This window comes from Streptomyces kanamyceticus, assembly GCF_008704495.1.
GTDB classification, from domain to species: Bacteria; Actinomycetota; Actinomycetes; order Streptomycetales; family Streptomycetaceae; genus Streptomyces; species Streptomyces kanamyceticus.
Map to the genome: position 1 here is coordinate 3,400,491 of NZ_CP023699.1, position 13,779 is coordinate 3,414,269.

Annotated in this window: 9 protein-coding genes; 5 read left to right on the top strand and 4 right to left on the bottom strand. The window is 70.5% G+C overall.

The features are described from left to right. Nucleotides 1-594 precede the first annotated feature (594 nt). The gene (locus CP970_RS45955) at nucleotides 595-1,086 is read left to right on the top strand and encodes a very short patch repair endonuclease (RefSeq protein WP_079043770.1); all 492 of its coding nucleotides are present in this window, start codon (nucleotides 595-597) and stop codon (nucleotides 1,084-1,086) included. Beyond that, the gene (locus CP970_RS13685; RefSeq protein WP_079043771.1) at nucleotides 1,071-2,240 is read left to right on the top strand and encodes a DNA cytosine methyltransferase; all 1,170 of its coding nucleotides are present in this window, start codon (nucleotides 1,071-1,073) and stop codon (nucleotides 2,238-2,240) included. The genes CP970_RS45955 and CP970_RS13685 overlap by 16 nt, the downstream gene beginning before the upstream one ends. A gap of 298 nt (nucleotides 2,241-2,538) precedes the next feature. On the opposite strand, the gene CP970_RS13690 is transcribed toward CP970_RS13685, so the two are convergent. After that, on the bottom strand, nucleotides 2,539-3,300 hold the full coding sequence (locus CP970_RS13690) for an endonuclease domain-containing protein (RefSeq protein ID WP_079043772.1): 762 nt from the start codon (nucleotides 3,298-3,300) through the stop codon (nucleotides 2,539-2,541). A 159-nt stretch (nucleotides 3,301-3,459) separates the two neighbouring features. Here CP970_RS13690 and CP970_RS13695 point away from each other — a divergent pair, with 159 nt between their 5' ends. Genes CP970_RS13695 through CP970_RS13705 form a run of 3 tightly spaced genes read left to right on the top strand, consistent with a single transcriptional unit; the run spans nucleotide 3,460 to nucleotide 6,883 of the window. Beyond that, the gene (locus tag CP970_RS13695) at nucleotides 3,460-4,152 is read left to right on the top strand and encodes a response regulator transcription factor (protein WP_055551416.1); all 693 of its coding nucleotides are present in this window, start codon (nucleotides 3,460-3,462) and stop codon (nucleotides 4,150-4,152) included. After that, nucleotides 4,152-4,796, top strand: a complete 645-nt coding sequence (locus tag CP970_RS13700; protein WP_055551418.1) for a DUF4255 domain-containing protein — start codon at nucleotides 4,152-4,154, stop codon at nucleotides 4,794-4,796. The genes CP970_RS13695 and CP970_RS13700 overlap by 1 nt, the downstream gene beginning before the upstream one ends. Next, nucleotides 4,793-6,883: an ATP-binding protein gene (locus CP970_RS13705; RefSeq protein ID WP_150493326.1), complete on the top strand. Its 2,091-nt coding sequence runs from the start codon at nucleotides 4,793-4,795 to the stop codon at nucleotides 6,881-6,883. Before CP970_RS13700 ends, CP970_RS13705 begins: the two co-directional genes overlap by 4 nt. Nucleotides 6,884-6,949: 66 nt before the next feature. Here the strand turns inward: CP970_RS13705 and CP970_RS13710 are convergent, their stop codons facing one another. The 3 genes from CP970_RS13710 to CP970_RS13720 are packed head-to-tail and all read right to left on the bottom strand — an operon-like array spanning nucleotide 6,950 to nucleotide 13,304. Next, nucleotides 6,950-8,281, bottom strand: coding sequence for a hypothetical protein (locus CP970_RS13710; RefSeq protein WP_150493328.1), 1,332 nt, complete (start codon nucleotides 8,279-8,281; stop codon nucleotides 6,950-6,952). A 53-nt stretch (nucleotides 8,282-8,334) separates the two neighbouring features. Beyond that, complete coding sequence (locus CP970_RS13715; RefSeq protein WP_055543655.1) at nucleotides 8,335-9,936, bottom strand: peptidoglycan-binding domain-containing protein; 1,602 nt, start codon at nucleotides 9,934-9,936, stop codon at nucleotides 8,335-8,337. A 53-nt stretch (nucleotides 9,937-9,989) separates the two neighbouring features. Further along, nucleotides 9,990-13,304, bottom strand: coding sequence for an AfsR/SARP family transcriptional regulator (locus CP970_RS13720; RefSeq protein ID WP_191094910.1), 3,315 nt, complete (start codon nucleotides 13,302-13,304; stop codon nucleotides 9,990-9,992). Between the last annotated feature and the right edge of the window lie 475 nt (nucleotides 13,305-13,779).

Consider the following 13,779-nt stretch of genomic DNA (forward strand, 5'->3'; position numbering starts at 1 on the left):
AGCTGACACGCTCGGTTGGGATTCGCTCAGCATGGTAGAACGAACCGCGCAATACAACCTGTGGTTAGACGACGATCAAGTCGGTGTCGTCCTCACCCGGTTCATGCCACGTGAACGCACTCGCATGTGGCTGAAGGACGTGCCAATGAAACACTACAACCGAGCCCGCAGTGGCATCGGTCCATATGCTGATTTGGTTCGGACTCCCTTGCCCAGCGCCGGGCAGATTGCGGCTCAGGCCCTGGGCCAGGAAGCACTAGTAATCGACGGATCGGTTCGAGAAAAACCCAACCGATGCCGAGTTCTCCTCGGGCCCTCGGAAATCCTTATGTTCTGGGACAAGGTACGGAACCTTCAGAACCTAGTTTGGGCGGGCTTGAACACCCTTGTAGACGGCGGATCTCCGCCCATCTTGGTACTGACACTTTTGCGGGGCGAGAAGTTGTCAGATAGCGAAATAGGGAGGCATCAGAAACTGTGTCACCGCGCCGGCCTTGAAGTACGCCACGTCACCGTACGGTGAGGACCTGGAGCAGCGCAGGGCGGATTTTGGCTGCCTAAGAATGTTAGGCATTGTCGATCGGCAGTAGAAGTATGCGGGATCCAGAAGTTACCAGTCGAATCATGTCAGCGGTGGGCAATCGGAATACCGCCCCCGAGATCACACTTCGGAGCGCACTCTGGAAAGAAGGACTTCGATTTCGAGTCAAGTCCGCGCTGTTCGGGAAACCCGATATCGTTTTCCCGGGGCCGAAAGTGGCAGTCTTCGTCGACGGCGATTTCTGGCATGGAAACGCTTGGCGCATTCGCGGCATGGCATCTTTTGACGCTCAATTCGAACACATAAATAACGGAGAACGTTGGAAAGCGAAGATTTGTAGAAACATGGAGCGCGATCTCATCGTCAGCAATACGCTTTCTGGTGACGGATGGGTCGTGTACAGAGTATTCGAATCTCGTCTCAAAGAAGACCTCGTGAGCGTGATCAGCGAGATCTCGGCTCTCGTCAGGTCTAGACGTAAAGTCAGCACAGTACAAAGCGACGAAAACGGTCGCACGAAGGGGAATCTATGCCAAGGTCGGTAGAACTCTTCGCCGGCGGAGGCGGCATGGCGCTCGGTATGCTAAAAGCCGGATTTGAGCATGAGCAGCTCGTTGAGAGAGATCCGCGTGCCTGCTCAATCTTGCGCCAGAACGCTGCCACTTCACCTACGCTCTGGAGCGAGGACAGCATCCGAGAGATGGACGTGGTCCATTGGCTCAAGTCGATGCGGGATTCAGGACTTCAAGATATCGACCTAATCGCTGGCGGCCCCCCTTGCCAGCCATTCTCGATAAGTGGAGCTCACGCGGGCGAGAACGACGAGCGGAACATGTTTCCTGCGGCAGTCGAGACTGTCCGGATTCTACGACCCAAGTGCTTCGTCTTCGAAAATGTCCCTGGATTGCTCCGGCCATCGTTCGAACCCTACTACCAGTACGTAATAGATCAGCTGACCAAGCCGTCAGTCCGCCCTCGGAAGGGCGACGAACACTGGTCTCAGCATCAGGCCAGGATCAAGGAAACCAAGCGCCCTAGCCTCAGCTACCGCGTTCACAGACAGATAATTGAGGCGGCCGATGTCGGGGTTCCCCAGACACGCAAGCGTGTGTTCTTGATCGGCACTCGTGCAGATATTTCATCTGCCGACCATTGGGTCGATGTCCCCACGACACATAGCAAAGACACTCTGCTTCGAGACCAGTGGGTTACTGGAGCCTATTGGGAGACGCGGAATCTACCAAAGCCTCCAATGCCCGAGAACGTTAAGGCCCGCGTAGAACTACTGCGCCGTGAGGACGCACTGTTCGAATCGTCCCTGCCCTGGCGGACTACACGAGATGCGTTGGTGGGGTTGCCTGATCCTCTAGAGGCGGCGGAAGCTGTCGGGGTTCTGAACCACAAGGGAATTCCAGGCGCTCGTACTTACACTCGCCACCAAGGAGGCTGGATCGATTGGCCAGCGAAAACCCTGAAAGCCGGAGTGCATGGGGTCGCTGGTGGCGAGGCAATGATCCGTTTCAGTGATAATTCGGTTCGATACCTTACCGTTAGAGAGTCGGCTCGAATTCAGACATTCCCTGACAACTACGAGATGCCAGGAAGCCGCACGGCCATGATGAGAGCTATTGGTAACGCTGTAGCGGTTGAAGTTGCCGCTCTCATCGGCCAGCAGCTGCGCAAGACGTTGGATCTCTGACGTCTCGCCCAGCGCCCGAACTCTGCCAACCCCTCAGCGGACGAGACGTGCCCTCAAGGCCTGTGGACTATTCGTGGACCGGTTGCCAAATCCAGCCCGACGCCACGTCCCTGGCCAGGGGGAGCACCGTCCTGCGAAGCCCTCTCCGGAGCCGCGTGCGCAGGTTCGAATCCTGCCGGGGGCACCTCGTAGTAGGTGTCCGAAGACCCCGCCAGCAGCGCTTTCGCTGAGGACGGGGTCTTGGCGTATCCGCAGACGCGCTGCGTCGGGACCGGTCCGCCCCCGCCCCCGCCCCCACTCAGTCGCGCAGCGCTATCCCCTCCCAATACCGCCCCGTATTCGTCCTGCGCAGCGTGCCGCCCAGTTTGTGCAGGGCGTCGTGGAGGCTCTGGACCGGGCAGGTGGCGCCGGAGGACCACGTGGACCAGGCCGCGCGTACCGTGCTTGCCGGGATGCGGGGGCTGTCGGGTGGGGCCGGGGTCACCATTTCCTTGAGGAAATCGTCCAGGGCTTCGGCGTCCCTCGCTCTGCGGCGGGCCGCCAGTGCCGTGTCGGCGGACACCTCGGCCAGGATCGCCTCCAGTTCGCGTACCCGGGACTCGGATGCGGAGAGCGTTCGCTCCGCTCGCTCAAGTCGGGCCGTCAGGCGGGTCTCCTGGCGTTGCGCGGTTTCGTCCTGTCTCGACCTGCCCTGGTTCCATGGTTCGGTCGAGTGGTCCTTGACCAGGTACTTGATGGCCGAGAAGAGTACGTCGACGTCGTCGCGCGCGTTGCCCAGGAGGAAGTTGCAGGACTGGCAGAGCGCGCCGCGGACGACGCCGGTGTCGTGGCAGTGGTCCACGGCGAAGATGCCGGACTCGAATCCGGAGATGGTCGAGCGGCAGATCATGCATGCTTCGACGGCGCGGACCGCCCTCGTCTGTTCCAGCGTCAGGGCGTACGTGCTGGCCGTCAGCTGGACCGCCTGCACCTCCGTGCGGCAGTCGTCGCCGCAGTAGCGGGCCGGTCCCGTCGGGACGAAGGGGGTTCCGCACTGTTCGCAGTCTTTGGCCATCGCCATGTTCGTCCGTCGCCCCGTGCCCGCCATCAGCCCCGTCAACCCCGTCAGACTCGCGAGGATACCGATGGCCCCGGGTCCGTCCGCTGACGTCCCCGCGTAAGCCCCGTTGATACATCGGCAATCGAATGTTGATTCGCGGTGCGCACCCTGTGTCTATTGATGCTCGGGGGAAGACAGGGAAAGCCAGTGCCAGATACACGTATCTCTGTGGCTGTCCATGCCGCGGATCCCTTGGGCCGGGCCGGGGTCATCAGCCACCTTCGGCAACAGCCCAGTGTCGAGCTGGTGGATCGCCTCGGTGGTGCGGAGGCGGGCGCCGATGACACGGAGCAGGTCGCCGTCATGCTCGTCGACCGGCTCGACGACGTCGCCGGGGCCGAGCTGCGCCGGCTCGTCAGGTGCGGGGAGCAGCGCGTCGTGCTGATCGCCAGCGAACTGCGCGAGCCCGAGTTGATGGCCGTCGTCGAATACGGCGTGCAGGCCATACTCTGGCGCCATCAGGCCACCCCGCAGAAGCTGTTGCACGCGGTGCACAGTGCCGCGCGCGGGGAAGGGGAGCTGCCGCCGGATCTGATCAACCGGCTCATGACCCAGCTCGGACAGCTGCGGCGGTCCGCGCTCGACTCCTCGCCCGGTGGCGGCGGGACGCTCGTGCCGACGCTCGGCATGGCCCCCCGCGAGGTGGACGTCGTCCGGCTCATCGCCGAGGGGCTCGACACCAAGCAGATCTCGGAGAAGCTCGCCTACTCCGAACGGACCGTCAAGAACGTTCTGCACGCGCTGATGACGCGCCTGCAGCTGCAGAACCGCGCGCATGCCGTCGCGTACGCGCTGCGGGAGGGGTACATCTAGTGATTCACGACGTCGACGAGGTCCTGCGCGGATTGCTGCGCGGGGCCCTTCCCGACGCGGCCGGTGACGTCGTCTTCGAGGCGCCCACCCGGGACTGGGCCGCCCGGCGGAACGCGCCCACGCTCAACGCCTACCTCTACGACATCCGCGAGGACGTGGCCCGGCGCGAGCGCGGCGCCTACGCCGAGCGCGGGGCCGACGGCACGGTGCTGCGCAGGCGGCAGCCGCCCCGCTGGTTCCGGCTCTCGTACCTGCTCACCGCCTGGACCAACCGGCCCGAGGACGAGCACCGGCTGCTCTCCGCCGGTCTCGGCACCCTCCTCGGGCACGAGCTGCTGCCGCCGGACGCCCTGCCCGAGTCGCTCGCCGCGCTGGGCGTCTCGATGCCGCTCACCGTCGCCGTGCCGCCGCCCGAGTCGCGGTCCATCGCCGACATCTGGTCCGCGCTCGGCGGCGAGCTCAAGCCGTCCCTCGACGTCGTGATCACCGTGCCGTTCCCGGTCTCGCCCACCTACGACGTGGCGCCGCCGGTCACCGAGAGCGCGGTCGTCGTCCGCGGCTTCGACGGGCTCAACTCCGACGCGCGGCCCCGCGTGCTGCGTACGTCGGCCGCCGACCGCGCCGACCGTCCGGAGGGTCCGTGAGCAGCGGGCCCGACGCCCTGCTCGCCCGGCTCGACGCGCTGCGCGACCGCGTTGCCGGGCTCGTCGAGCGGCGCAGCGGCGACGATCCCACCGCGGGCGATCCGCTCCGCGGGCTGTATCTGACGGCCGAGAGCGCCCTTCGCATCGCCCACCAAGGGCAGGGAGAAGGGCGGGGAGAGGGGCCGGGGGGCGTTCCGTCGGCCCTTGAGGAGTCCGTGGAGGGGGGCGGGCATCTTCCCGACTCCTTCCACGAGTTGGCTCTGCGCTTCTCCCTCACCTCCCTCGACCAGCACATCCTCCTCGCCGCCCTCGCCCCCGACGTGGACCGTCGTTTCGAGCCCTTGTACGGGTATCTCAACGACGACGTCGGACGGCGGCGGGCCACCATGGCGCTGGCCCTCGACCTCCTCGGCACCGGGCCGCACGACCCCGTCGCCCGCGGCCGTTTCCATCCGCTGGCGCCGCTGCGTGCCGGTGGGCTCGTCCAACTCGACGACGAGGACCGGCCGTTGCCCGGGCAGGCGCTGCGGGTGCCCGAGCGGGTGGTGGCGTGGCTCCTCGGTGATGATGCCGTGGATCCCGAACTCGTGGGTGGGGGCGTCGAGTTGCTGCCGTCGGACGAGGGCGCCGTGCCCGTCGCCGATGGCGTCGCCGCGCGGCTCGCCGCCGTCGCCGCCGCCGGGCCCCTCCTCCTCCATCTGCGCGAGCGCAGGGAAGGCACCGCCGCCGAGCCGGTGGCCGACGCGCTGCGGGCCGCGGGACTGCCCGTACTCCTGTACCGGCCCGCGCTCGCGGACGTCCCCGGGGGCGGTGACGTACCCGGCAGGACCGGCGAGTCCGAGCAGGCCGCCGCCCTGCGGACCCGCACCTGTACCGCCCTCCTCCGCGAGGCCCGGCTGCGCGGCGCCGCGCTCCTCGTGGGGCCGCTCTCCGCCGAACCCGGCGCCCTCGTACGGCAGCTGGCCACCGGCGACGTACCCGTGGTGTTCTTCGGCGGTGACGCGTACGACCCGGGGTGGGCTCCGGACGCCGGGATCCTCGCCCTGGACGCGCCCCAGGAACAGACCGACGCGCCGCGCGCCTGGCGTGCGGGGCTCGGCCAGGACGACGACCTGGGGTTCGATCTGCCCGAGGCCATCGCGCCCTACCGGCTCGGCGAGGCCCAGATCAGGCGGGCCGCCCGCGCCGCCGTCGGGCTCGCCGCCTTCGAGGGCACCGGGCTTACCGCAGCGCACGTCCAGCTCAGCGCCCGGCAGCAGTCGGCGCCGCTCCTCGACCGGCACGCCCGGCGGATCCGGCCCGCGGTCGGCTTCGGCGATCTCGTACTGCCCGATGAACCGCTCGGCCTGCTGCGAGAGCTCGCGCTGCGCGCCCGGCACCGCGATCAGGTGCTCGGCGAGTGGCGGCTGCGCACCGGGGGCGGCCGCGGGCGCGGGGTGATCGCGCTGTTCGCGGGCGACTCCGGGACCGGCAAGACGCTCTCCGCCGAGGTGGTGGCCGGTGAACTCGGCCTGGACCTCTATGTGGTGGACCTGTCGGCCGTGGTCGACAAGTACATCGGCGAGACGGAGAAGAACCTGGAGCGGATCTTCGCCGAGGCGGACCGCACCGACTCGGTGCTGCTCTTCGACGAGGCCGACGCCGTCTTCGGCAAGCGTTCCGAGGTCAAGAGCTCGCACGACAGGTACGCCAACCTGGAGAGCGCCTACCTCCTGCAGCGTCTGGAGGCCTTCGACGGGATCGCCGTACTGACCACCAATCTGCGGGCGAACATCGACGACGCGTTCACCCGGCGGCTCGACCTGGTGGTCGACTTCCCGTTCCCCGACGTCGAGCAGCGGGTCGCCCTGTGGCACACCTGCCTCGCGGGCACACCGCGCGCGGCGGACATCGGGGACGAGATCACGCGCTGCGCCAAGGACTTCGAGCTGGCGGGCGGCGCGATCCGGTCGGCCGCGGTGACCGCCGGTTATCTCGCGGCGGGGCACGGCGGGCCGGTGTCGGGCGCGGACGTACGGGCCGGTGCGCGGCGCGAGTACCGCAAGATGGGCCGCCTGGAACCGGGGGTCTCGCTGCCCTGGCGGTGAACCGCCAGGAACGGGAGAGGGCGGCACGCCTCGGCGTGCCGCCCTCTTCTCCATCCGCTGTACGCGCTACTCCGGCCAGCCCTCGATCGTCCAGCCCATGCTGTTGCGGTCGTCGCACTTCCACGTGACCGCGCTGGTGTCGTTCTGCATGTCGACCAGGCACTCACCGGAGCCGACGGCGACGATCCGCGTCTTGCCGTCCGGGCGCTTCTCCAGCTTCCACTTCTGGTTGTCGCCGAGGCGGCCGGTCTTGATGTTCTCCGGCGTCGCGTGGACGATCTGGACGATGTTGGTGTTGACCTTCTGGTCCATCACCGTGCCCGGGGCGCTCGCGGGCTCCAGGGCGTAGGTGTCGGACTCGGGGTAGTGGTGCAGGATCCAGTCCTGGTTCTTGCCGAACTTGTCCGTGAGGTCGGGGTTCTGTCCGACGTACGTGCCGTCGGCCTGCTCCCCCTTCACGACCTCCAGGTACCAGCCGCTGCCCTCGACGCTGCGGATGGTGTGCGTCTTGGGGCCCTTGGGCTTCTCGTCCCCGCCGCCGCCACCGCCGCCGCCCGGCTTGGAGTCTCCCCCGCCGCCACCGCCGGTGGCCGGTTTCTCGGGCTCCTTCTCCTCCTCCTTCTCGGAGGGCTTGGGCTTGGGCGCGGGCTTCATCTCGTCGTTCTGCGGCAGCGGCTTCTGCTGCTCGACCTTCTCCTTGGCCTGTGTGGCGAGGGAGGGCTTGTGCTGGAACCACACCACCGCGAACGCGATGGCGAGCGCCAGGATGATCGAGCCGACGGCCGCCACCCAGCGCGGGATCACCGACGGCTGGACGTAGGTGCCGCGCAGCTCGACCGGCTCGGGCACACCGGCCCGCAGCACGGAGACGGTGAAGGGGTGCTTGCGGGTGCCGCCGATCCAGCTCACCGCGCCGGGCTTGATCCCGAGGTCCGCGAAGGCGGCCCGGCCCGGGGAGACCTGGACCGAGCCGGGCTCGGAGACGACCTCCAGTTCCTCGCCGTTCTCGCGTCCCGAGAAGGAGGCGGTCAGCGGCTGGTTGCCGAGGTTGTCCACGGCGATCGCGGCCTTGGCGCGTATCCGGCCCCGGACGACCGAGGGCACGAGCTCCGAACGGAGTTCGGTGAACGGGCCCACCGTCACCTGGCCCTCGACCACGTTGGCGGTCTCGGGCGCCTCGCGCGGCTGCACCCGGACGCCGAACGGCGTCGGTCCCGCCTGCGCGTCCGAGGTCCTGGGCGGGGCGATCTCGATCTCGGCGGTGCCCTCGGCGCCGGGGTACAGGCGCAGCACATCAGGCTGGATGCGGGACCAGCCGGCCACCGCTCCGACCATGTGCAGCCGGTACTCCTCGACCGTGTCACCTGTGTTGCGGATCCGCAGGCGTACCTTCGCCACGGAGCCGGGCTCCACGGTGGTCGCCGTAGGTTCCAGTGCGCTCCACATATAGCTCAACGCCCTACTACTCCGGGGTTCTTCACACTTCCGCCGACCATGGCCTGCAGGGTGGCGCTGTCCGCGACACCGCTGGCGGGCAGGCCTACCGCCTTCTGGTAATCCTTGATGTGCTGGGCCGTCCCGCTGTCGTACCTGGCGGTCTTCGGGGCCTTGCGGCCGTTCTCGAAGTAGCTGACGCCGTACTGGGCGTAGGCCCGGTCGCGGTCCAGGTCCGCGTCGCTGATACCGGCCTGCGAGGCCCACCAGAACGCCGCCTGCAACTGCATGACCTGCCAGTTGTCGGCTCCCGCGCGGACGTCGTCGGCGCGGATGCCCTGCGCCCACAGCGAGGTGAGGGTGGCCCGGCCGAGCGTGCCCTCGTCGTCGGTGGCGAAGATCTGCGCCGTGTTGTGCCCGGTGCTCTCGCCGGAGCTGATCACGGCCCGCTGGTAGCAGATCAGGCTGGCCTGGGTGTTGGCGTCGATGACGCCGGGCGACCAGTCGCCGGTGAGCTGGCACTTGTTCTTCGAGCCGAGCGCTTCCAGGCGGCGCTGGGCGTACTCGACGACGACGTCCTTCTGGTAGCCGCGTCCCCACGCGGGGCCCACCTTGGCGGCGCCGCCGCTGCCGCGCTTCGTCTTCTTCGCGTCGGAGCCACCGCCGTCATCGCTTCCGCCGCCGCCACCGCCGCCCCCGCCTCCGGAGGACGAGCCCGAGCCGCCCCCGGAGCCGTCGGGTGCCTCGTCGCCGCCCTCGTCGCCGCCGGTGTCCAGGTCCTTCGGGGGCGGCGGCGCGTCGTCGAGCTTCTCCTTCTCGCCGCCCTGCGGTGCCGAGTTCGGCGGGGCCGCGGCCTGGTTCTCCCTGGCCCCGCCCGTGATCTTGGGCGAGAAGGAGAACCAGCACACGACGAAGGTGACGGCGAGCGCCGCGAGGATGCTGCCCGCGGTGAGCAGCCAGCGCGGCAGGACCGGGCGCTGGTCGAAGCTGCCCGGCAGGTCGTAGGAGGTCTCGTCGCCCGAGCGGCGCACGGAGACGGTCAGCGGGTGCGGCTGGGCCGAGCCCGTCCACTGCACCCGCTGGGGGCGCACCGTGAGGCGGGCGAACGCGGCGCGGCCCGGGGCGATCTGGACGCTCGGGGCATCGAGGTCGAAGGAGAGCCGTCCCGCGTCGTCGCGGACGTTGAGCGCCGCGGTGAGCGGGGAGTTGCCGAGGTTGTCGACGGCGATGGAGGCCCGGCCGCGGAAACGTCCGACGATGGTGGGCGGCAGGAGTTCGGCCCGCACCTCGGCGAACGGCGTGATGGTGACCTGGCCCTCGACGACGTCGCGCGCCTCGGGGTGTTGCCTGGGTTCGACACGGATGCCGAACGGCGTGGGGCCCGCGGGGGCGTCGGGCGAGCGGGGCGGTGCGAAGGAGATCTCGGCGGTGCCCTCGCTGCCCGGGTACAGGCGCAGGACCTCGGGTTCGACGCGGGACCAGCCCGCGGGTGCGCCGAGCACCGACAAGCGGTACTCCTCGACCGTGTCTCCCGTATTGCGTACGCGAAGCCGCGCGGCGACGCGGCCACCAGGATCAACGGTCACCGCGGCCGGGTCCAGGGAGTTCCACCACGTCATATGGGGCACGGTAGAGGGTGACGTGCCCTGACCTCCTGTACGAAAGGGCCGCCTCAGGGGCAGACCGCGCTGCCCTTGCGGCCCTGTGCCCGCGTGGCGTCCAACTCGGCGAGCACGGTGGCGATTTCGGTGGCCTCCACGGCGCCGCGCCGGTCCATGACGCGGTGTGCGCCGCGCAGGGCGGTGCGGGCGCCCTCCAGGTCGCCCCGCGCGAGCAGTGCCCTGCCGCGCGCGGCCTTCGCCAGGGCGCGGCAGAACACGTCGCCGAGTTCGCTCTCGATGGTCAGGGCCTGGTCCGCGCAGGTCAGGGCCTCCTCGAGCCTGCCCTTGGCCAGTTCGCAGTAGGCGAGGCGGGCCCAGCACAGGGCCTCCCAGCGCGGGGACCGCGACCAGCGGTGCAGCCGCTGCGCCTCGCGCAGCCGGTCGGCGGCCTCGGCCGCGCGTCCTTCGGCGAGCAGCGCGCAGCCTATTTGGTAGAGGGCGTGCGCGAGAGTGCCCGTGCTGCCCGACGCGCGGGCCTGGCCAAGGGCCTCGGCCCGCGCGGTGTCCGCTTCCGCGTGCCGTCCGAGCGCGGCGTACGCGCGGACCAGGTGGGCCAGGATCTGGATCCGGTCGCCGCGCCCGTCGAGCGCGCCGAACCTGTCGTAGGCGTGGGTGAGTTGTTCGAGTGCTTCCTCGGCGCGGCCCATTCCCATGAGCACGATGCCCAGTTCGTGGCTGCTCTCGGCGCCGACGAGGGCGTCGCCCGCGGACTCGGCGAGGCGCAGGCTCTCGCGCAGGAGGCGTTCGGCGCGGGCGTAGGTCTCGGTGCCGTAGTGGAGGGTGCCGAGGAGGCGCAGGGCGCGGCCTGCGGAGAGGTCGTCGCCGTGGCGGCGCGCGGTCTCCAGGGCCAGTTCGGCGAGCGGTTCGAGGTCGCGGTGGCGGGCGGTGCCCGCGACCAGGTGGGACCAGGCGGTGAGCAGGTCGACGGTGGGGCGCAGGCCTGGCGGCGGCGTGGCGTCGTCGGGTATCGCGTCGGGTATGTGGCGCAGGGCGTTCTCCGCGGCCGCGTACAGGCGGGTGTGGGCCACCACCAGCCAGTCGTGCGCGGCGGCCGCGTCGGGCAGGTGCTTTCCCTCGGACGCGGGCTGGTGCAGCAGGGCGGGCAGCACGCTGTGCGGTTTCGTACGGCGGATCGCGGTGACGACGGTGGCCAGAACGTAGTCGAGGAAGCGGAGCCGGGCGGCGGCGCGCTCCGTGGCGCTCTCCTGGCGCTCGCACTGGCGGGCGGCGAAGAGCCTGACCAGGTCGTGGTACCGGTAGCGGTCGTCGTCGTGCAGCTCCATGAGCCCCGCGTCGACCAGGCGTTCCACGGTCGTCTCGGCCTCCTCCTCGCTGACGTCGAGGAGGGCGGCCGCGGCGCCCCTGCAGAACGACGGCATGTAACAGAGCGACAGGACGCGGAAGGCGCGGGCGAGTTCGGGGGCGAGCGCCTCGTAGCCGAGCCGGAAGGTGGCCTCGACGCCGAGGTCGGCCACCCGCAGCTCGTCCAGCCTGCGGCGTTCGTCGCGCAGCCGGGCCGCCAGGTCGGCGACGGAGCGGCCGGGCCGCGCGGCGAGCCTGGCGGCGGCGATCCGGACGGCGAGCGGGAGGCCGCCGCAGGCGGCGACCAGTTCACCGGCGGCCGCCGGTTCGGCGGAGACCCGCTCGGGGCCGACGATCGCGGCGAGCAGGCCGAGCGCCTCCGCCTCGTCCATGACGTCGACGTCGACGAGGCGGACGCCCGGCAGGGCGATGGTGCGCGAGCGGCTGGTGACCAGGACCGCGCAGCCCGGGGCGCCGGGCAGCAGCGGGCGCACCTGCGCGGTGTCGCGCGCGTTGTCCAGGAGCACGAGGACCCGGCGGCCCGCGAGCAGCGAGCGGTACAGCGCGGTCTGCTGGTCGAGACCGTCGGGGACGGCGCTCTCGGGTACGCCGAGGGCGCGCAGGAAACCGACCAGGGCGCTGCCGCTGCTGCCGTCCGGCGAGGGGTCGGGGGCGCTCAGGTCCACATAGAGCTGTCCGTCGGGGAACTCCGCCCGTACGGCGTGGGCGACGTGTACCGCGAGGGCGGTCTTGCCGACGCCGCCGAGTCCGGTGAGCGCGGCCATGGCCATCGCGCTGCCGTCGACGGCCGTGCGCAGCACCTCGCGCAGTACGCCCGACTCCCGCTGGCGGCCTGCGAAGTCCGGTACGTCCGGGGGCAGTTGGGCGGGTACGGGGATCATGCGGGTGGGGCCTGTGGCGCCGGGCTGCTGCTGCGTGCCCGCCGGTGCGGGGGCGGTACGGCGGCGGGGCGGGGTCGCGGGCTGGCCCGGGGCGAGCGGGGCGGGCCGCGCGGGGGTACGGGGCCTGGCCGCGGCGCGTTCGGGGGCCACGGCCAGGGATGCCCCGCCGTCCGGTGCGGTGGTGGGTTCGGGGGCCTCGGTGCACATCGGGCGCCGGACGGCGACACCGGCCGCGGGGCGCCGGTCGCGGGTGCGCGCCTGGGCGTTGCCGTCCGCGTCGTCGGGGGCGCGGGCGCCGCCGCGCTCCCGGGCGGCCTCGGAGAGACGGCGTACGGAGCTGGCGGCGCGCTGCGCGCCGACGCGCTGGGCCGGGGCCTGGCGCGCCGTTCCGGTGTTCTGCCCGGATGCCGTCGGCGCCGGGAAGGCGTCGCCCTTCAGGAGGTCCTCGTGGAGCGTCGCGAGTTCCGCGCCGGGGTCGACGCCGAGCTCCGTGGCCAGGGTGTGGCGGGTGGCCTCGTAGACCGCGAGGGCGTCCGCCTGGCGGCCGCCGCGGCGCAGGGCCAGCATCAGCAGGGCCTGGGCGCGTTCGCGCAGCGGGTGTTCGGCGGCGAAGGCGCGCAGCGGCGGGGTGGCCTCCGCGTACCTGCCCAGTTCCAGGGCGCAGGCGAAGAGTTCCTCCTGGGCCGTGACGGAGAGTTCGGTGAGCCGGTCGCGCTGGCGCTCGGCGTAGGGGCCGGGGAGTCCGGCGAGCGGCGTGCCGTTCGACAGGGCGAGGGCGGCGGTCAGCTCGCCGTACGCGCCCGCGTGCTGGCGGGCCCCGCGCAGTCGGCGTGCGGCGGTGAGGCGGTCTTCGAGCCCGGTCGCGTCGAGCGCGCCGCGCGGCACGCGCAGGGCGTAGCCACCGCCCGCCGAGACGAGGAGGCTGGCGCGCCCCCTGGCCTGCCGGTCGGGTTCGAGGAGGGCGCGCAGTCGGGATACGTACGTACGCAGGGTGCCGACCGCGCGAGGCGGCGGCTCCTCGCCCCACAGGGCGTCCACCAGCTCCGACACGGACACGGGGCGGCCGTGGCTCAGGAGCAGCACCGCGAGGGTGGCACGCTGCTGCGGCGACCCGAGCGCCAACTGCCGCCCGCCGCGCCAGGCGCGAACGGGGCCGAGCAGCTGGAAGGTCAGGGCGCGGCTGGGGTCGGTGGGGCTTGCGGGGGTGTGGGGGCTTGCGGGGGTGTGGGGGCTTGCGGGGGTGTGGGGGCTTGCGGGGTGGCTAGGGCTTGCGGGGTTGTTAGGGCTCGCCGGGTGGCTAGGGCTTGCGGAGTTGTTGGGGCTCGCCGGGTGGCTAGGGCTTGCGGAGTTGTTAGGGCTCGCCCGGTGGCTAGGGCTTGCGGAGTTGTTAGGGCTCGCCCGGTGGCTAGGGCTTGCGGAGTTGTTAGGGCTCGCCCGGTGGCTAGGGCTTGCGGAGTTGTTAGGGCTCGCCGGGTGGCTAGGGCTTGCGGAGTTGTTAGGGCTCGCCGGGTGGCTGGGGTCTGTGGGTCGACTGGGGCCTGTGGGTCGACTGAGGCCTGCTGCGTCACCGGGGTCCGCCGGACCGCCAAGGCCGCCC